The sequence below is a fragment of the Tractidigestivibacter sp. genome (genome assembly GCF_057241865.1).
In genome coordinates this window covers 1-18,787 of record NZ_DBHHPX010000013.1, presented here as the reverse complement: position 1 = coordinate 18,787, position 18,787 = coordinate 1, and the positions used below count along the sequence as shown (strand labels likewise).

Genomic DNA, 18,787 nt, shown 5'->3' with positions numbered 1-18,787 from the left:
TATGGCCCTGGCTGGCATTGGCGTCGATATGCTCGAGATAGCGCGCATGGAGCGCACCATGCACCGCAGGCCGTCGTTTCTCGCCCGTGTGTTTACCGAGGAGGAACGCGCCTACTGTGATGCGTGTGCACGCCCGGCCGAGCACTACGCCGCGCGCTTCGCGGCGCGCGAGGCGGTGGTCAAGGCATTGGGCACGGGCTTCTCGAATGGCGTGGGCTTCTCGGACGTCTCAGTGACCATGGATGCCCACGGGAGGCCCCATGCGCTGCTCACCGGCCGTGCCGCCCAGACCGCCCGTGAGAGCGGCGTACGCGAGGTTGCGCTCTCGCTCTCCTATACGCGCGAGGTGGCCGTGGCCAACGCCGTGGCGGTGACCGACGAGGTCCGCCCCCAGCCGGACACGCGTCCAGACCCGGAACGCGAGCTTGCCGCGTCGTTTCGTGAGGCGCGTTCTGTTTTGGACGAACTCGAACAGGCGCAAGATGGGATAATGGCTGATGTGTCGGGAGAGCGTTCCGTCACCGACACCCAGATCACACAAGAGGACGGCAATGCCGGGGGAGCCGCGGATGCATCCGCGCCGGCTGAGCCAGCCAAGGAGTAGAACAACATGCAGCCCGTACTCAACGTCGAAGACGTAAAGCGCGTCGAGGTCGCGCTCACCCGCGCAGGCGTGAGCGTCTCAGAGCTCATGCACCGTGCCGGTTGTGCCGCAGCCCAGGAGGTGCTTGCCCTGGGCGACGTGCAGAATGCCGTGGTCCTCGCCGGCATGGGCAACAACGGTGGGGATGGCTGGGTTGCGGCAGAGGCCCTGCTCGCCCACGGCGTCAACGTGAAGGTAGTTACGCCCATCGGGCCCGACCAGCTCTCCGGTGACCTTGCGCGCCAGGTGGCACAGCGTGCCGTGCGTGCGGGCGTCTCTACGCTGGTGGGGCCGTCGCGCGACGAGCTTGAGGGGCTTCTCTCGGCGTCCGACGTCGCGCTCGACTGCATGCTGGGAACGGGCTTCCACGGTGAGGTCCGCGCACCATTCGACATTTGGATTGACTGCGTGAACAGCTCGGGCGTACGCGTGGTTGCTGTGGACGTCCCCAGCGGCCTCTCGGCGCAGACCGGCCACGCCCCTGGCTTCTGCGTGGTGGCAGACCTTACGGTAACCATGCTGGCCTTGAAGCCCGGCCTTCTCGCCGATGACGGCCGTGACGTATGCGGATCCATCGTAGTGGCCCCGCTTGCCGAGCAGACCGAGCAGATCGTGGTCGAGGCAGATCCGGTGGCTTGGCGCACCGACCTCGAGGACTACCTTGACGTGATGGTGCCGCCCACTACAGCTGTGGACAAGTTCTCGCGCGGGTCGGTGCTCGTTGTTGGTGGGTCGTCACGCTTTGTGGGTGCTCCCATCTTGGCAGCGCGTGCGGCTGCCCGCGCCGGTGCCGGCTATGTCACGCTGGCGGTTCCTTCGTACATCGTGCCGCAGGTACAGGCCCATGTGCTCGAGATCCCTGTCGTGGGGCTTCCCTGCGATGAAGACGGGACCATCTCCAAGGAGGCTGTGCCCATAGTGACCAAGCTGGCCGAGAAGTGCTCGGCCGTGCTTGCGGGGCCTGGCATGCGGATCTCTGGTGGCACCGTTGCGGTTGTCTCGGCACTTCTTGGGACCTCGACGCCGCTGGTGCTTGATGCAGACGCTCTTAACTGCATTGCCCGCCTCACCTCGGGCAAACTGCCCGACTTCCCCGAGATTCTCCGCAGGTCGACGCCGCTTGTGCTCACGCCGCACCGTCGCGAGCTCGGTCGCCTGGTGGGCAGGGAGGAAAACCCGCCCTCCTCGCTTGTGGGCCAGCTCGAGGACGCACGCAAGATCGTGTGGTCCGACGGTGGCTCTGAGCTGGTTGTTGTCACCAAGGGCACCGCTAGCGGCTGTGTGGGCGTCGAGCAGGCCATCCTTCCCAAGCCCGGTCCGGCGGCTCTTGCCACGGCAGGTTCGGGCGACGTTCTGAGCGGGATCATCGCATCCAAGCTTGCGCAGTCCTATGGGCGCGTGGACAGCCTGCCCCTGCTCTGCTCGCTCTGCTGCGAACTCCATGGCTATGCAGCCTCGCTTACAGCCGAGCGCATGGGCTCGAGGGGCGTTATGGCCTCGGACATCATCGACGAACTGGGTGTTGCGGATGACGCCTTGGGGGAGCGCGTGACCTTCCCTGACGCCGATGGCGGCGACGAGAACGAATAGGGAGCGAAGGCATGGCAGTTCAGAGCCCTGCGAGCAGGTGGTCGTGGGTCGAAATTGACCTTGCTGCCCTCAAGGGGAATACGCGCAAGTTCAAGGCTCTCTTGGGGCCTGGCGTCAAGATGATGTGCGTCGTGAAGTCCGACGCCTATGGTCACGGTGCCGAGCGCTGCGTCCGCGCCATGCACTCTGCCGGTGCGGACCAGTTTGCCGTTGCCACCGTGGAAGAGGGCGTGAGGCTTCGCCGGGCGGGCATCGAATGGCCCATCCTGCTGCTCTCCGAGCCGCCCGTGGAGTGCGTGCAGACCCTTGTGGACCACGACATTATGCCCTCGGTCTACACGGCCGAGTTTGCCCTTGCACTGGGCGAGTGCGCCGCCGCTTCGGGCAAGGTGGCTCGCTACCACCTGGCTGTCGACACCGGCATGACGCGCATCGGCGTGTGCCGCGAGGACGTGCTCGAGCTGAGGCGGACCGTCGACTTCCACCGTGGGCTTGAGTGCGCAGGCATGTTCACGCACTTCGCCACCGCCGACCTTATTGACGATTGGGACTTTGCGCTCCAGCTCAACCGCTTCAAGGAGGCTGTCTCTATTGTGCGCGAGGCCGGCCTGGAGACTGGCCTTGTCCACTGCGACAACACACCGGGTACCGTCTTGCACCCTGAGTGCCACTTCGACATGTGCCGTGTGGGAATTGGCCTCTATGGTCTGCAGCCTGCCGAGACCACGGCACCGCGCATCCAGCTCGAGCCTGTCATGAGCGTGCGTGGGCGTATCGTTCGGGCCATCTACCCTAACGTGGGTGACGGCGTTGGCTACGGCCTCACCTGGCGCGTCCCCAAGCAGAACATACAGGTGGCCACGGCACCCATCGGCTATGCCGACGGCCTTGCGCGCACGCTCTCGAACAACATGGACGTTATCGTGAATGGTGTGCGCTGCCGTCAGGTTGGCCGCATCTGCATGGACCAGTTCATGTTTGCGGTGGATGTGAACAACGCGCGCGCATATCGCCCGGCAAAGCCGGTCAAGATGGGCGATGTGGTAACTGTCATTGGTCGCGACGGTGACGAGGAGATTACCGTCGACGAGATGGCCCAGCTTCGCGACACCATCAACTACGAAGTCGTATGCGACTTTGGCATGCGTCTTGAGAAGGTCTATGTCTAAGCGTCGGCGCGGGCGCGCCAGCCTCTTGGAGGATGATGGAGAAATGTCGGTGATGCATATTCCCGGCCATGAGCATCAGGGGCCGCAGGAGGTCACGCTCAAGGAGATTCGCTCCGTTATGGGCGACTGCCAGCTCTGCCCCCTGGGGCAGACGCGCACGAATCTCGTGTTTGGGGTGGGCAACCCCAATGCGCGTGTGATGTTCGTGGGCGAGGGTCCCGGCCGCAACGAAGACCTGCAGGGCGAACCCTTCGTGGGGGCCGCCGGCCATAAGCTCGACTCGCTTCTCTCGCTTGCCGGCCTTACGCGTGACCAGATCTACATTGCCAACGTGGTCAAGTGCCGTCCACCTGGGAACCGTAACCCCAAGCCCGAGGAGATCGCGGCCTGCTCGCCTTTCCTGCGCGAGCAGATCCGCTCCGTGTGGCCCGACGTTCTTGTGTGCCTGGGCAACTTTGCCTCTCAGTTTGTGCTGAGAACCGAGGCCGGCGTCACGTCGCTGCGTGGCAAGCTGTATCAGACGGGGCACTTTGTGGTGTGTCCCACGTTCCATCCTGCCGCCTGCATCTATCACTCTGACTGGCAGCCGCTCCTCGAGAGCGACCTTGCGATGGTGGGCCAATGGCTGCGAGACAACCCACCTGGCCCGAGGAAGGGGTGACTGACTGTGGCACGAGAGGTCTCATTCAGGACCGCATCGCAGGAGGAGACCATCGCGCTTGGCCGCGTGCTGGGAGAGCTTCTCCGGGAGGGTGACGTGCTGGTGCTCACCGGAGACCTGGGTGCCGGGAAGACCCAGCTCACCAAGGGCATTGCCGCAGGCATGGGCGTCACGGAAGACGTCACGAGTCCCACCTTCACCATCGAGATGGTCTATCACGGGCGTGAGATGGACCTTGACCACTTTGACCTCTATCGACTTGATCGCGCGGAGCAACTCGAGGACACGGGCCTCTTTGACGTGCTGGGTGCCGATGGCGTCTGCGTGATCGAGTGGGGCGAGCAGTTTGCCGACGAGATCGGCGTTGCCCGCGTGGATGTGTTTGTTACGCGACTCGAGGCCGAGGCGGCACCAGGTGAGGAGCCCCCGCGCGAGGTGCGCCTTGTCGTCCACGACGCCCGTGGCGAGGAGCTGGCCGACGCGCTGGCGGAGGCTACGGCATAGGGTCTGCGGTGCTGCAACGGCCACGCCTGGCGGCGTTGCCAAGCGCGACGTCTGCGGGCTTCACCTGCAGCTCACTTATCAAAAAGGGGCAATGCCCGCGCGGCTGGGAGTGGCGCATCGCCCTCACCTGCGAGTCTTCAACTCCGATCACTTGCCTCTCGCTTATCACTCACTTATCATTCACTTATCACCGAACTTTGCTTTGGCTGCGGGAGGCAAGATGACCAAGACCACCCCAATGGACCTTCTGTACCAGCTTGTTGGATATCCGAACGAAACTGAGTGGATAGAGTTCAAGGAGAACAATGCCGATCCGGTGCGAATAGGTCAGGATATCTCTGCGCTTGCAAACTCTGCCGCATACCACGGTCGCGAGTCTGCTTACAAGGTTTGGGGCGTCGCTGATGATACGCACGAACTTGTCGGTACTACGTTTGATCCGCTGTCCGCAAAGGCTAAGGGCAACCAAGACCTTCAGATTTGGCTGCAGAGGATGCTGTCACCTAATGTCAACTTCGATTTCGTTTCTATCGAGCATGATGGGCGCTCGTTTGTCGTGGCGGTTGTGAGTGCGGCCTCTGGGCAGCCTGTCTATTTCGAGAAGAAGGCATACATTCGCGTTGGAAGCAGCACAAAAGAGCTGGTGACAGCCTCTAACCGCGAGGCTGAGCTGTGGCGGCGCCTGCAGAGCTCAAACTTCGAAGAACGCGTGGCGGTGGGTGACCTCACTTGCGCCGAAGCTGCGGATTACCTAGATCTTGAAAGCTTTTTTAGGCTGCTGGGGCTGCAGGCACCAAGCTCTATTGAAGCTTGCATGGTGCCCCTGTGCGAGCAGGGCCTTGCGAAGAAGCAGGATAACGGTCTCTATGCAATCACGAACCTTGGAGCGCTTCTCATCGCTAGAAGGCTGACAAGTATCCCAGGCCTTCGGAAGAGGGCACTTCGAGTCCTACGTTTTGCCGGGAGGGGTAATACCCGGATACTTGACGATAAGACCTTTGATGAGGGCTACGCAATGGCGCTTGGAAAGGCCGAAGAATATGTCATGTCCGTGATTCCTGCGCGAGAACAGACTGATGGTGCGTTTAGGCGTGTCGTGAGGGCATACCCACAGACAGCGATTCGCGAGCTCCTCTCCAACACCGTCATTCACCAGGATCTGACGGTAACGACAATGGGGCCGCTTGTTGCAATCTACGAAAACAGGGTGGAGTTCTCTAATCCAGGGGCCAGTCTCATTCCGCCGGATAGGGTTCTCAATGCCCTGCCAAAGACGAGGAATACCGGGCTAGTCAACATCCTGAGGCAGATGGACCTTTGCGAAGAGGGTGGAACGGGCTGGGACCTCGCAGTCGAATCGTGCGAAGAGACGCACCAGCTGGGACCAAAGATGGTAAGCGACGAGGCGCAGGGGACCAGGGTCACGCTCTCTTCGGGCAGCAGTTATGACCGAATGACAAAGCAGGAGAGAAAAGAGGCGGTGTACTGGCATACATGCCTGATGTACGCGCAGGGGGAGGCGGCGAGCAATCAGACGGTACGAGATCGCTTTGGTATGTCTTCTACTCAGAGAGACCTCGTAGCGATCTCTAGACTCCTTAGGGAGTGCTGTGCAACGGGGCTGATAAAACTCGAAGACGAGGATGCGAGCGCAAGGTATCGTCGCTATGTTCCGGGGTGGTCGTAGGGGCAGTCTCCCCGTCATCCCGCGGGTTTCACTTGCAGCTCACTTATCAAAAAGGGGCAATGCCCGCACGGCTGGGAGTGGCACATCGCCCTCACCTGCGAGTCTTCAACCCCGCTCACTTGCCTCTCACTTATCACTCACTTATCAGCCACACGTGGGCCGCGCGAGGTGCGCCTTGTCGCCCACGATGCCCGTGGCGAGGAGCTGGCCGACGCGCTGGCGGAGGCTACGGCATAGGGTCTGCGTCTCGTCGCTCTCGACGCAGGGCCTTGCGGGCCATTGAGGCGCTTTCAGATGGAACAGGGGTCACGTGCACCATTATGTGTCTGAAAACGTCTCGACAGCCCCTGGTGGCTGCGCGCTACACTATCCCCCGTGAAGATGCCACGTTTCTGGAGACAGATGAGAATGACAGGCGATACCAACCCCCAGGGCCTTGCCCTGGCCATCGATACGTCCACCGACATGCTTGCCTGTGCGGTGGTCTCCTGGAGGACCGACGCGACCCCGCACGTCCTTGCGGCGCGCGACCACCTGTGCCGCCGGCAGGCCAACGTTGAGCTGGTCACCACGGCTCTCGCGGCCCTCGATGACTGCGACAACACCATGGCTGACATCGACTGCGTTCTTGTGGGCCGCGGTCCCGGTAGCTTTACCGGCGTGCGCATTGGCATCGCGACTGCAAAGGGTCTCTCGTGCGGCCTCTCGAAGCCGCTCCACGGAGTCTCGGTCATGGATGCCACGGCATGGGTTGCCTGGCGGGCGGGCGTGCGCGGGCTTCTCGGCGTGGCCGATGACGCTATGCGGGGCGAGGTATACCCAGGCACCTACCGGCTGGATGACGCTGGGGTCCACCGCGCGTTTGCCACCGAGACGGTCTGCAAGGCCGATGAATGCGTGGCGGCATGGGCGGCACGCGGGGATGCGTCCCAGCTCATCCTCACTGGCAACGGGCTCAAGAGGTACCGCGCGCGCTTTGAGGCGGCCGGGTTCGCGAACATCCTCGACGAGAGGCTCTGGTACCCCACGGGCGAGGGCCTGGCGCTTGCGGCCGCCGCGCAGCCCCTTGGCCCGGGCGATCCGGCACTGGTGCTGCCCATCTACACGCGCCTCTCGGATGCCGAGGAGAACGAGCGCAAGCGCCTTGGCCTCAAGGCTCCCGCAAGCGTCGAGGTTACCGGAGTGGACGACGCGCTGGCCGACAGGCACCTGCAGCTGCGTCCCATGTCCGTGAACGACCTCTCCGCCGTTGCTAAGCTGGAGGCGGCGGCCTTCTCGGGCTCCTCTCATACTCCTTGGACCGAGAAGCTCTTCTACGAGGAGCTCTCGCAGCCGGGTCGCAGCTGGTGGGTCGCGCACGACCTTGGCCGCATCATCGGCTTTGCCGGTGGCATGATGGCCGGTGACAACTTCGAGATCTGCGATGTGGCTGTGGAGGAGGGGCACCGCCGCCAGGGCGTTGCTTCCCGCCTGGTGGCGCGCCTGTGCTACGACGCGCACGTGCTCAACGCAAAGACGGCTTCTCTCGAAGTGGACGAGAAGAACGGCCCTGCCATAACCACCTACTCCCACCTGGGCTTTGTTGAGATTGGCCGCCGTCCGGGCTACTATGCCGGTGGACATGACGCCCTTATCCTGAGCGCGGAGCTCCCGCTTGCGGGTGACGTTGAGTCTTTGGGCAAGCGCCCCGAGCCGCACGCCTCCATCCGCCCGTGGCCCATCCTTGCGGGCCCGCGCGACACCGCATGCAAGGAGGCGCTGGCTGCCGCCGGCGACCTGGTCCTCTCGATCGAGTCTTCTTGTGACGAGACGGCCGTTGCCGTGGTGGACTCGCACGGCGCTGTCTGCTCGAGCGTAGTTGCTACCTCGATTGACTTCCACGCACGCTTTGGCGGCGTGGTGCCCGAGATTGCCAGCCGCAAGCACGTCGAGGCTATCGTGGGCGTGTATGAGGAGGCCATGGCACAGGCTGGTGCGCACTTTGGGTGCGACACGCTCACCGCGGCAGACCTCTCGGCCGTGGGGGTCACGGCTGGTCCTGGCCTTGTGGGTGCACTTGTGGTGGGCGTTGCGTTTGCGAAGGGGCTTTGCGCATCTACCGGGTTGCCGCTGATTGCGGTGCATCACCTTGAGGGGCACCTGCTCGCCAACCTCTTCGAGACGCCGGACCTTAAGTCCCCCTTCGTGGCGAGCCTGGTCTCCGGCGGCAATACCATGCTGGTCTACGTGCGTGGATGGGGAGACTACCAGATTCTGGGGACCACCATCGACGATGCGGTGGGCGAGGCCTTCGACAAGGTGGCCAAGGCGCTTGGCCTGGGGTATCCCGGCGGCCCCGTCATCAGCCGACTTGCAGCAAAGGGCAACCCGCGTGCCATCCACTTCCCGCGCGCGATGATGCACAGCGGAGACTATCAATTCTCGCTTTCGGGCCTGAAGACCGCTGTCATTACCTACATCGAGGGCGAGAATCGCGCCGGTCGACCCATCGACCTGCCCGACCTCGCGGCGTCTTTCGAGGCGGCAGTGATTGACGTGCAGGTGGCCAAGGCCGTGACGGCCGTTGAGCAGACGGGCGTCTCGGACTTCTGCGTGGGCGGCGGCGTCGCTGCCAATCCACAGCTGCGCGCGGCGTATCACGAGGCGTTTGGCAAGCGCGGCGTGCGTGTGACCGTTCCGCCCATGAGGGCATGCGGGGACAACGCGGCCATGATCAGCGTTGCGGCCCTGCGCAGCTACCGTGCACGCAACTTCGCGCCGCTTACGCTTGACGCGGACCCCAACGCGCCACTGGGGGCCTGGTCCACAACCGATGCCCCCGTGCCACCCAGCTGGTAGGGTGGCAGCCGGTCTCCCGTCCGCATGCATCCCGGTCATTGTTACCTCGCTGTGACCATTGGGACGCGCCGCCGTCGGAGGAGTATCGTTTCCCTGTGCGCGTAACTTTCTCGCATCGGGTCGCAGGGGTGGGCCCCGTTTGCAAGGGGGAGGGGAATGGGTCCCCTCCGGTTGCGCTGCGCGAAAGGGGAACAGCGGGAACCGTCCAAGGAGGACAACCATGAAGAGGCATCCCATCCAGCGCGCGTCTGGCTCATTTTCTCGTCGAGACTTTCTTAGGGCCTCGGGCATTACGGCCCTCACCGTTGGGGGGATTACCGTCCTCACGGCATGCGGCCCTGCCGCCCAGTCGGGCGACACGTCCTCGGGCTCCTCGTCGGCCTCCTCGACAAGCTCCTCGCCCTCGGACTCTCTCAAGCTCGGTGACGGCAAGACCCTGCGCGTTGGCATGGAGGCTGCCTACGCCCCCTACAACTGGCAGGAGTCCACGGCGAGCGATACCACCATTCCCATCGAGAATGTCGACGGTGCCTATGCCGACGGCTATGACGTGCAGGTGGCCAAGAAGATTGCCAGCGCCCTCAACATGGATCCGGTCGCGGTGAAGATGGAGTTTGGCAGCCTCGTCGACTCGCTGGTTAACGGCCAGATCGACATCATCTGCGCGGGCATGTCCGTCACAGACGAGCGTGCCCAGTCCGCAGACTTCTCCAACTCCTACATCGACGACGAGGTCATCATGGTCGTCAAGCAGGACTCGCCCTACGCCAATGCCACCAAGCTCTCCGACTTCTCGGGTGCCTCGGTCCTTGGCCAGAAGGACACCTTCTACGATGACCTCATCGACCAGATTCCCAACGTGAACCACCTCACGCCGGTGGCAACCGTTCCGCTGGTGGTCGACGGCCTCATGAATGGTACCTGCGACGCCATTACCTTCTCGTCCCTCTCGCTGCCGCGCCTCCTCAAGAGCTACCCCACGCTCAAGAAGGTTGACCTCGCCGAGGGCAAGGGCTTCACGGACGCCTCCAACCCCGACAACGCGGCCATCGCCAAGGGCCAGGATGCGGTTCTCGCCAAGATCAACGAGGTCATCGATGGCATCTCGGCGGACGAGCGCCAGAGCATGTGGGATGACTGCATGGACCGCCAGCCGGAATAGCGGCAAGGAGCGAAGCACAATGACAGACGCGTTATCCGCCAAGCCCACCACGCGGCGCGCACGCCTTGCCGCGTGGCTGCGCCGAGACCACCGCTACGTCCTTCTCGGCACGTCAGCCGTGGCGTATGCGGGCATGTGGCTCTCCAGCCAGCCGCGGCCGTCGCTGAGCTTCCTCGCTCATGCGTATACGGTCGAGGTCGTTATGTACTACGTGCTGGCTGCGTGGCTTGTCCTCTCGGCTGTGGCACTTGTGTTCAAGCTCACGCACTGGGATGCATATGCCGAGGCGTCGCCGTTTACGCGTCCGCGTGCCCAGCGCGCACTGCGCCTTGGGTCCTACGCTATCTGGGCGCTTGCCATCGTGCTGTTCGTTGACCGCGCGGTGATGGGCTTTGCCAGCGCATGGGTAACCGCTTCGGCAGCCACCTCCATGCCGCAGGATGACATGCTCATCCAGACCCTCTACATGTTCCAGCAGGGCTACTCGACGTATCTCCAGGGTATTGCCACTACCATTGAGCTGGCAGTTTTTGGCACGGCCATCGCGTTTGTGCTGGCGCTCCTTCTCGCCTTCGTGCGCATCCAGCAGATTGACCGTCCCGACAACGACCTCATCCGCTTCCTCAAGAAGGTTGGCGTGGGGTTTGCCGGGGTCTACAGCACGGTGGTGCGTGGCACGCCAATGCTTGTGCAGGGCGTGATTATCTACTATGCGGGCTTTGGCCTGTTCAGTGGGTCGGGCATGTTGGTGACAGAGATCAATGCCGTGTGGTCGCGCTTCATCGCCGGCCTGGTGGTTGTCTCGCTCAACTCCACGGCGTACATGATGGAGGTCCTGCGCGGCGGCATCGAGTCTGTCGACAAGGGCCAGATGGAGGCCGCGCGCTCGCTGGGGCTTTCGCAGTGGCAGGCCATGGTGAAGGTCGTCTTCCCGCAGGGCATTCGCTACGCCATCCCCGGCCTCTCGAACGAGTTGGTCATCAACATCAAGGACTCCTCGGTGCTCTCGGTGATTGGCGTGTTTGACCTTGCGTTTGCCGCCTCTACCATCTCTGGCATCTACTACAAGCAGCTCAATGCCTATCTCGTTATCGCCGTGTTCTACCTCATCATGACGGCAACGGCGTCGTGGCTTTTGGGCAAGCTTGCCAAGCGGCTTGACGCCAAGACCGAGCTCGTGCTGGGAGTGTCCAATGTGAAGGTGGGAGGCGAGAAGTAGCATGGCAACAAGCGGGAACGGCGCATGCGGCGTGAGCGCTACGGCCTCCGGCGCAGACTCCGAGGCCGTCGTGCGCGTGGAGGGCCTCCGGAAGTCCTTTGGCTCCAACATGGTGCTTCGCGGCATCGACCTCACCGTTATGCCGGGGCAGGTCGTGACCATCATCGGTGCATCGGGCTCTGGCAAGTCGACGCTCTTGCGCTGCATCAACCTGCTCGAGACGCCGAACGCGGGACACGTGTGGTTCCGCGGTAAGGACCTTGCAGCCGAGCACGTTGACATCAACGCCCTGCGCGAGAAGATCGGCATGGTCTTCCAGAGCTTCAACCTGTTCAACAACATGAACGTGCTGGACAACTGCACGCTGGCACCGGTGACGCTCAAGAAGACGAGCAGGCAGGAGGCCGAGAAGGTCGCGCTGGCAAACCTCGACTCCGTGGGCCTCGCAGACTTTGCCGGCGCCGATGTCAACACCCTCTCCGGAGGGCAGAAGCAGCGTGTTGCCATTGCGCGTGCGCTCTGCATGAAGCCCGACCTCATGCTCTTTGACGAGCCCACCTCGGCGCTTGACCCCGAGATCTCTGGCGAGGTCCTCGAGGTCATGCGGCGTCTGGCGTCCCAGGGCATGACCATGGTCGTGGTGACGCACGAGATGGCGTTCGCGCGCAGCGTATCCGACGAGGTCGTGTTCATGGACGAGGGCGTCATTGCCGAGAAGGGCAGTCCCGAGAAGATGTTCACCGACCCCGAGAAGCCCCGTACCCGCGAATTTCTCGCCCGCTACCTATGAGACAAGGGGACGGTCCCCCTGTCTCTCGTCTTGCAGATGCCCATTTTTCATGGTGAGTACCTTGTCATAGCGAGCTGCATGCGTCTTGTCTAAATGGTGCGTTACGGCAATTACGGTCACTCCATCAAGGGAAAGCAATGCGTCTTCCACTTGAGCTGCGGTGTTGCGATCAAGTGCTGAGGTTGCCTCGTCCACAAGAAGCGTTCGCTTGCTGTAAAGCAGTGCTCTTGCAATGGCGACACGCTGACGCTCACCGCTCGAGAGACGCGTGCCGTTCTCGCTAACAGGCGTGTCAAGTCCCTGCGGGAGTGCTGCTGCAGCATCATCGAGTTTTGCAAGGTGCATGGCTTGGGAGATGGCAGCGTCTGAGAAGCTACCTCCAAGCGTGATGTTCTCGCGTAAGGTTCCGTCAAAGAGAAATACATTTTGGTGGACAAAGGCAACGTCTGGTATTGCGTTGGCTTCACCATCAACAAGCAATGTTCCTGAGCTGGGCGCATGCATTCCAGACAGCAAGCCGAGTAGGGTAGACTTGCCACAGCCGCTCTGCCCACAGATGGCATATTTGCGTCCCGCGTCAAAGCGTGCAGTGCAGTTCTTTACTACTTGTGTGTCGTTCCCGTCATACGAGAAGGATGCATGATCGAGAGCAAGTGAATGATCTACCTGGTGAGTTGTGGCATCGGTATCACTGTGAGCAGCCCCATCAAGCTCAGCAAGTCGATCCAAGATGGGGTAGGTTGCCTTTAGCTTGCTAAGCTTATTAGAAAGCTCTGTTGCTGGCGAGATGACGCTTCCTGAGAGCTGCGTAACCGCCACTACGCTGCCGATAGTCACAAAGCCCTTTACCACAAAGATGCCCGTGATGCCCATGATGATGAACTGTACGGCTACACCAACGACACCTGAGAATCCACTGATACACACCGTCGTTCTGGTGAGACTCTCTTTATGACCCTGTAGAAATTTAGCGGCTTCATTCAGCTTCTCGAGGATAAACGACTCTGCGTGGAACGATTTTATAACCTCGTTACCTTGGGCTGTGTCGCGCACTCGTCCGTTGTAGGCTGCAGTGTCGGAGATAATTTGTTGCTGCTGGTCAGCTAGACGCTTACTAAATAGCTGCGGAACCAGGGTAGGGAGAGCCATTCCTATGAGTGAAATCAATGCAATGAGCGGATTAAGGCATACCAGCAGAACGCAACCGATTGCTATGCTGAAAGCAGCATTCAATATGTCTGCCATTCCTCCCAGCCAGTCATTCTCAAGCGTGTCCATACTCTGTCCGAGAAGTGTGAGTTGATCTGCGCTACTGGAGGTCCCTGCAGTATTTTTGAACAATAGACCACGGGAAGCACCTTCGCGAATGCCAACCATGACATTCTTAATAATGGATGCCTTAAGATAGCCCACAATCACGCTTAGAATCCCAACTATAAGGGCATACAGGCAGGCAATAAAGATGAGGTGCAGCAATGCAGAGAGGTCACCCGTTGTTGCCGAATTGGAGATGGTGTCAAGCAGCAAGCTCAGCAGAAGGGCGACGCCCATAACCATGGCGCAGAGTAGAAAGTTGAGAAGACAGAGACCTGCTAGCTTACCGGCGCTGGCGTATCTTCTGATGTATGACAATCCCTGCATGGTCTCCCCTTCAGTCGCTAAACATAAATGCAGTTGTATGCCGTTAGGAATCCGCTGGCAGAGAGAGGCCTTGCCAGCGGATTGATGAAGCTAATGCTTGATGATAATGACGACCCAGCCACTATTGACTTGCCCTGACAGATGCTCTGCTTGCCCCTTCATGTTCAACGCCCCCTTACGCCAACAATGGAATCATCGCAAGGAGGCATGTCTCACTCCATATCAGAGCATGTAAGTTTTAAATTACTCGAGATGTTAAGTACTGGATACTGAGCACCTAGTATCTCTGAGCATCGCCGCCTAGAGCTCTACATCCATGTGCTCTTGAGCCCATGAGCGGATGTCTTGTGCATAGTCATCTTTGTCGCAGAGATCAAGGTAGTCGGCAACCGTGCGCATCATGTGCGTAGCTGCAGCAACGTCGCCTTCTCTGAACTTTGCACGGGCAAGGCCGGCAAGAATGATGGGCATCATAATGAGTTCTTCCTCGTCGAGGCTTCTTCTTCGTGCCTGCTGCAGGTAGAGGGTAGACTCGTCAAAATGCTCGCGTTTCTCCTCGATAATCGCAAGATTAACCATTACGTTGAGCCATGCAGTAAGGAACCGGTGGCCTTGTGCCTGTTGTCGTTTTAACGAGAGAAGTATTTCCTCGCTAAGACGAACTGCTTCAATGTCACGTCCTGCATAGTACAGGGCCGCAACCATGTGCGAGAGAATCTGCGCCTCGGTAGGAGAGAGCAATTCGTCGCGTAGGTCGCTTGGATCAATACCTGGCTTTGTGAGTCTTAGCCCCTGCTCTAACAGGGTAAGGGCGCGCATGGCATCGGTGGGGGTGCAGCCATTTCTAAGCATAGATGCACCATCGACTTCAAGGAGTCTTTGTCGTTCGGTGGCAGGCGAGCCATCGTCGATACTCGTCTGCAGCTCCTCAAGTAGAGCTCTGCCGCGCCTTGCGTCGAGACCATCGAAAGCGAGCCATGCATTCTGAATGCGCCTGTCAAATTCTCGCTGCTCTTTGCTGCCGGCGTTAACGTCAAAGAGCTGGTAGCTGCTCATGCCCAAGCGGTCCATAAGTGCATCGAGCACTGCCTTCGAGGGTGTTTGTCGCCCATTCTCTATGCGCGACACCGAGACGGGCGAGCAGATGCCCTCTGCAAGCTGTTCTTGCGTGAGCCCGCGTTCTTTGCGAAGCGTGCGAATGATGCCTCCAAGTGAATTCGCTGTCATATGCATGCCTCCCTTCGCGTGAGTGAAATGAGTGTGGGCCCATGCTTTTGACGGAATGGCCGTGCTTGACGCAATAGAACGTCGTTGCATCTCTACGATACGCTACTCTTGGAAATATGAGTCTTGCGCCAAACCAATTCCCTTGGAGGAGCCCGGGAGGAAAGATGCTGGACGGATTCGTGAAGGTCGCGGCAAGGACGCCCGAGGTCCGCGTTGCCGACGTGGAGTACAACACCGCCTCCTGCCTGCGTCATATTGAGGCCGCCGCCAAAGACGGCGCGCGCGTCATCGTGCTTCCGGAGCTCTGTACAACGGCCTACACCTGTGAGGACCTCTTCTGGCAGGACGCCCTTCTCAACGCGGCCGAGAAGGCCGTGGCTACCATTGCCCGGAAGACCTCCCGCCTGGACGCCCTTGTGCTTCTCGGCACACCCATGCGCGTGAATGCCAAGCTCTACAACTGCGCCGTTGTCCTCGCGCATGGATGCGTGCTGGGCACTGTTCCCAAGCGGGCCATTCCTACCTATAACGAGTTCTATGAGTCTCGCCACTTCTCGGTGGGGTCAGATGCCTGCGTGTCTGTGGATTTTGCGGGCTTCTCGGGCGTGCCTTTTGGCACCAAGCAGCTCTTTGCCTGCAACGAGCTCCCACAGCTGGTAGTTTCCGCCGAGATTTGCGAGGACCTCTGGATTCCCAATCCGCCCTCAACCGAGCACGCACTGGCGGGCGCCACGCTGATCTGCAACCTCTCGGCCTCCAACGCAATCGTAGGCAAGGCAGGTTACAGGCGCAGCCTCGTGAGCGGGCAGTCTGCGCGCCTCATCTGCGGCTATGTGTACGCCTCGGCTGGCGACGGCGAGTCCACGCAGGATTTGGTCTTTGGCGGGCACGACATGGTTGCCGAGAACGGTCGTATGCTCGCGGAGGCTCAGCCCTTTGGTGGCGGTGCCGCCACAAGCGAGGTGGACGTGGCCTTCCTCTGCGAGGAGCGCCGCCGCATGTCCACCTTTGTCGCCGCGCCGGCACCCGAGGCGGCGGGCTACACGGTCACGCACTTCTCGCTTACGCCCAGCCGCACCACGCTCACGCGCTTTGTTGACCCCCATCCGTTTGTGCCCGCAGATGCCGAGCGTCGTGCCGAGAGGTGCGAGGACGTCCTGAGCATCCAGGCCCGCGGCCTAGCCAAGCGCCTTGCGCACACACGCTCGAGCCACGTGGTGATTGGCGTCTCGGGCGGGCTTGACTCCACGCTTGCCCTCTTGGTGTGCGTTCGCGCGTTCGACCTGCTCGACCTGGACCGTACGGGCATCATTGCGGTGACCATGCCTGGGTTTGGCACTACGGGCCGCACGCATGGCAACGCCACCACGCTTGCGGCTGCCCTTGACTGTGACCTGCGCGAGGTCAACATTTCCGACGCCGTGCGCCAGCACTTCTCCGACATTGGCCACGACGAGTCCATGCACGACGTCACGTATGAGAACTGCCAGGCGCGCGAGCGCACCCAGGTGCTCATGGACATTGCAAACCAGGAGGGTGGCCTGGTGGTTGGAACCGGTGACCTCTCCGAGCTGGCGCTTGGCTGGGCTACGTACAACGGTGACCACATGTCGATGTATGCGGTCAATGCCAGCGTGCCCAAGACCCTTGTGCGGCATCTTGTTCGCTACGTGGCCGATACCTGCGGAAACGACGAGGAGTCCCACGTTCTCTACGACGTTCTGGACACGCCCGTCTCGCCAGAGCTTCTGCCTGCCGAGAAGGATGGCGCCATCGCCCAACGCACAGAAGACCTTGTCGGTCCTTATGAGCTGCACGACTTCTTCCTGTACGAGGTCCTGCGCCGGTGCGCGCCGCCGCGCAAGGCGTATCGGCTGGCGCGCCATGCGCTTGGGGACACCTATGACGATGCCACGATTCTCAAGTGGGAGAAGACCTTCTACCGGCGCTACTTCGCGCAGCAGTTCAAGCGCAGCTGCCTGCCGGACGGACCGAAGGTAGGTTCGGCGGCTGTCTCCCCCAGGGGAGATTTGCGCATGCCGTCCGACGCTTGCGCCACGCTTTGGCTGCGCGAACTCGAGGGCCTGTAAGAAGACGGGCCCACGGCGATGCGGGCCCGCGTTTCTCGGTGTGGGGTGTGTCGCGTGCGGCGCTACTCAAATACGATCGCGCCGGTCTCTGCGTCCATGGACCTCACGACGGCCAGCGACTGAACGTCGAAGCCCCTCTCGCGCAGGCGCATGCCGCCGGGCTGGAAGCCCTTCTCGACGGCGATGCCGATGCCCTCGACAATGGCGCCTGCCTGCTCGCAGATCTCGATGAGGCCGTCGAGCGCGCATCCGTTGGCGAGAAAATCGTCGATGATGAGGACGTGCTCACCCTTGTCGAGGAAACGCTTGGCGACAATGACCGTGTTGTCGTTGCCGTGGGTGTAGCTGTGCACGCGTGCCACGTACTGCTTGCCATCGAGGTTGATGGACTGCGACTTGCGCGCAAAGACCACCGGAGCGTTGCCAAAGCGCGTGGCTGCGACGCAGGCGATGCCAATGCCAGACGCTTCGATGGTCAGAATCTTGTCGACGGGCCTGCCGGCAAAGCGTCGCGCCCACTCGTCACCCATATCCGCGTAAAGCGCGACATCGCACTGGTGATTGAGAAAGCTATCGACTTTGAGTACGTTGCCCTCGCGGACGATGCCCTCCTGCTTGATCCTCTCCTCGAGCTCACGCATGCAATCCCCGTTCCCTTGGCGCCTAACGTGCGTTCCATTGTACGCATTACGAGCATAGTTAATACCTGCGAGCTGCGGCGTATGAGAATGCGCCTCCGGCGTCACCGTGCCCGACGCACGTCTGCGCCCGACGCGACCCGCATCCATGGTTCCAACCCAGTTAGAAAATCTAAGTCTCAATTGGAAGATTTTTCTCATCGCGACGGTATAACCTCAATCGGATGGGTACATAGATGGACGTTGGATTGGATGACAGGACCACACGTCCGTCATCACAGGTTCAAGCGCCGCACGGCGCCCTAAAAGGAGGTTCTTGGTTATGACTCTTAAGCCGCTGGGAGACCGCGTTCTCGTCAAGCCCGCACCCAAGGAGGAGAAGACCTCTTCTGGTCTGTACATCTCCTCGGGCGCTCAGGAGAAGCCGCAGCGCGGTAAGGTCGTCGCCGTGGGCGAGGGCAAGCGCGATCAGGATGGCAACCGCATCCCCGTTGACGTCAAGGCGGGCGACGAGGTGTTCTACGGCAAGTTTGGTGGCAACGAGGTCAAGGTCGACGACGAGGACTTCCTGCTCCTCCGCGCGGATGACATCTACGCCATCATCGAGGAGTAGCTCGCATAGAGTCGAGATGCTAGCTGGTAATTCACCCATCAGGGTTTATCTGGAAGGACAAGCACAACATGGCTAAGGACATTGTTTTTGGCACCGACGCCCGCACGAAGCTGGCCAAGGGCGTGAACACCCTCGCTGACGCCGTCACCACCACGCTCGGCCCCAAGGGTCGCTACGTCGCGCTCCAGCGCTCCTATGGCGCCCCCACCATCACCAACGACGGCGTTTCTGTCGCCAAGGAGATTGAGCTCACGGACCCCATCGAGAACATGGGTGCCCAGCTGGTGAAGGAGGTCGCCACCAAGACCAACGACA

General features: G+C 61.2%; 16 protein-coding genes and 1 pseudogene. 13 read left to right on the top strand and 4 right to left on the bottom strand.

Annotated features, from left to right (window positions below; genetic code table 11):
• Window position 1 precedes the first annotated feature (1 nt).
• The 10 genes from acpS to ACO59D_RS05805 all read left to right on the top strand — a co-directional run bounded on the left by acpS (window position 2) and on the right by ACO59D_RS05805 (window position 12,263).
• The gene (gene acpS / locus ACO59D_RS05850) at window positions 2-604 is read left to right on the top strand and encodes a holo-ACP synthase (RefSeq protein WP_130811385.1); all 603 of its coding nucleotides are present in this window, start codon (window positions 2-4) and stop codon (window positions 602-604) included.
• Between the two features lie 6 nt (window positions 605-610).
• A complete protein-coding gene (locus ACO59D_RS05845) occupies window positions 611-2,233 on the top strand; it encodes an NAD(P)H-hydrate dehydratase (protein WP_485126168.1) in 1,623 nt (540 codons plus the stop codon).
• An 11-nt stretch (window positions 2,234-2,244) separates the two neighbouring features.
• Complete coding sequence (gene alr, locus ACO59D_RS05840; protein ID WP_485126167.1) at window positions 2,245-3,402, top strand: alanine racemase; 1,158 nt, start codon at window positions 2,245-2,247, stop codon at window positions 3,400-3,402.
• Between the two features lie 43 nt (window positions 3,403-3,445).
• On the top strand, window positions 3,446-4,063 hold the full coding sequence (locus tag ACO59D_RS05835; protein WP_485126166.1) for a uracil-DNA glycosylase: 618 nt from the start codon (window positions 3,446-3,448) through the stop codon (window positions 4,061-4,063).
• On the top strand, window positions 4,064-4,567 hold the full coding sequence (gene tsaE / locus ACO59D_RS05830) for a tRNA (adenosine(37)-N6)-threonylcarbamoyltransferase complex ATPase subunit type 1 TsaE (RefSeq protein WP_485126222.1): 504 nt from the start codon (window positions 4,064-4,066) through the stop codon (window positions 4,565-4,567).
• A gap of 220 nt (window positions 4,568-4,787) precedes the next feature.
• Window positions 4,788-6,254, top strand: coding sequence for an RNA-binding domain-containing protein (locus tag ACO59D_RS05825; RefSeq protein WP_485126165.1), 1,467 nt, complete (start codon window positions 4,788-4,790; stop codon window positions 6,252-6,254).
• 408 nt (window positions 6,255-6,662) lie between these two features.
• Complete coding sequence (gene tsaD, locus ACO59D_RS05820; RefSeq protein ID WP_485126164.1) at window positions 6,663-9,092, top strand: tRNA (adenosine(37)-N6)-threonylcarbamoyltransferase complex transferase subunit TsaD; 2,430 nt, start codon at window positions 6,663-6,665, stop codon at window positions 9,090-9,092.
• Window positions 9,093-9,312: 220 nt separating this feature from the next.
• Window positions 9,313-10,254, top strand: coding sequence for a transporter substrate-binding domain-containing protein (locus tag ACO59D_RS05815; RefSeq protein ID WP_485126163.1), 942 nt, complete (start codon window positions 9,313-9,315; stop codon window positions 10,252-10,254).
• A 19-nt stretch (window positions 10,255-10,273) separates the two neighbouring features.
• Window positions 10,274-11,473, top strand: a complete 1,200-nt coding sequence (locus ACO59D_RS05810) for an amino acid ABC transporter permease (protein ID WP_485126162.1) — start codon at window positions 10,274-10,276, stop codon at window positions 11,471-11,473.
• A 1-nt stretch (window position 11,474) separates the two neighbouring features.
• Complete coding sequence (locus tag ACO59D_RS05805) at window positions 11,475-12,263, top strand: amino acid ABC transporter ATP-binding protein (RefSeq protein WP_485126161.1); 789 nt, start codon at window positions 11,475-11,477, stop codon at window positions 12,261-12,263.
• Here ACO59D_RS05805 and ACO59D_RS05800 read toward each other — a convergent pair.
• From ACO59D_RS05800 to ACO59D_RS05790, 3 genes and pseudogenes are all read right to left on the bottom strand, one after another.
• Window positions 12,258-13,904: an ABC transporter ATP-binding protein gene (locus ACO59D_RS05800; RefSeq protein WP_485126160.1), complete on the bottom strand. Its 1,647-nt coding sequence runs from the start codon at window positions 13,902-13,904 to the stop codon at window positions 12,258-12,260. The genes ACO59D_RS05805 and ACO59D_RS05800 overlap by 6 nt on opposite strands.
• Before the next feature lie 300 nt (window positions 13,905-14,204).
• Window positions 14,205-14,960 carry a hypothetical protein gene (locus ACO59D_RS05795; RefSeq protein WP_485126224.1) on the bottom strand — a complete coding sequence of 252 codons (756 nt, stop codon included), beginning with the start codon at window positions 14,958-14,960 and terminating at the stop codon, window positions 14,205-14,207.
• A 6-nt stretch (window positions 14,961-14,966) separates the two neighbouring features.
• A pseudogene (locus ACO59D_RS05790) lies at window positions 14,967-15,131 on the bottom strand (helix-turn-helix domain-containing protein); the annotation flags it as partial.
• Window positions 15,132-15,295: 164 nt separating this feature from the next.
• Here ACO59D_RS05790 and ACO59D_RS05785 point away from each other — a divergent pair.
• On the top strand, window positions 15,296-17,221 hold the full coding sequence (locus tag ACO59D_RS05785) for an NAD(+) synthase (RefSeq protein ID WP_485126159.1): 1,926 nt from the start codon (window positions 15,296-15,298) through the stop codon (window positions 17,219-17,221).
• Between the two features lie 62 nt (window positions 17,222-17,283).
• On the opposite strand, the gene ACO59D_RS05780 is transcribed toward ACO59D_RS05785, so the two are convergent.
• Window positions 17,284-17,862 (bottom strand): xanthine phosphoribosyltransferase, encoded by a 579-nt coding sequence (locus ACO59D_RS05780; protein WP_485126158.1) that lies wholly within the window; start codon window positions 17,860-17,862, stop codon window positions 17,284-17,286.
• A 319-nt stretch (window positions 17,863-18,181) separates the two neighbouring features.
• On the opposite strand from ACO59D_RS05780, the gene ACO59D_RS05775 reads away from it, so the two are divergent.
• Together ACO59D_RS05775 and ACO59D_RS05770 are read left to right on the top strand one after the other, a co-directional pair.
• Window positions 18,182-18,472: a co-chaperone GroES gene (locus ACO59D_RS05775; protein WP_130811371.1), complete on the top strand. Its 291-nt coding sequence runs from the start codon at window positions 18,182-18,184 to the stop codon at window positions 18,470-18,472.
• 68 nt (window positions 18,473-18,540) lie between these two features.
• Window positions 18,541-18,787 (top strand): TCP-1/cpn60 chaperonin family protein (locus ACO59D_RS05770; RefSeq protein ID WP_485126157.1); only part of this gene is annotated, 247 nt, incomplete at its 3' end.